The 577-nt window shown below is 47.1% G+C and carries 1 pseudogene; it reads right to left on the bottom strand.

Features of this window, described 5'->3' with window-relative positions:
• Positions 1–136: 136 nt before the first annotated feature.
• Positions 137–577: pseudogene (locus tag ACP45E_RS01515) on the bottom strand (TolC family protein); the annotation flags it as partial.

A 577-nucleotide genomic window follows, 5' to 3' on the forward strand; every position in this document is an offset into this window, starting at 1 on the left:
AAGATGTAGTGGCTAGCACTAAACCCGCCGGCTACTCCAAAACCAAGAGCCACGCCAATCAGAAGAGCGAGCGTTACGATTTTCGTTGTTTTCATAATGGTTTCCTAATTCTTACGTCTTTAATTGCAATCCGCACTTACTTCACGGTGTCTGGGTTTGCATTCACAGCACCTGACTGACTTTGATGAGCGCTCTGTTCTTCACTGTTGAAATGTGGCAATTCAACGTTGAAGCTGAACCCACCAAGCAACGCAGATAGGTTGCTGTTGACGAGATTTAAATCCGTGACAAGACGTTGCTGTTCAAGCTGCAAAGCCAGTTCATCTTGGCTGGCGGTAATGACGGTATTAAATTGTGCGGTATTATTTTGATAACCTCGCCCGACCGCTTCCGATCGAGACTTTACTTGTGGAAGTAGCGTCGATTGATAACGGTCTAGGCGCTGTTCAAGATTGCTCTTGTCGATAAGCAGCGTGTTCACCTTGGCGTTCATTTGGCTTAGTAACGTATCTTTTTGAGATTTTGCCGCACCGACTTGGTATTGCGCCGCCGAATGCTGTCTGTCTTGGCGGTGACC

Source organism: Vibrio genomosp. F10 str. 9ZD137, assembly GCF_049974785.1.
Classification (GTDB): Bacteria; Pseudomonadota; Gammaproteobacteria; order Enterobacterales; family Vibrionaceae; genus Vibrio.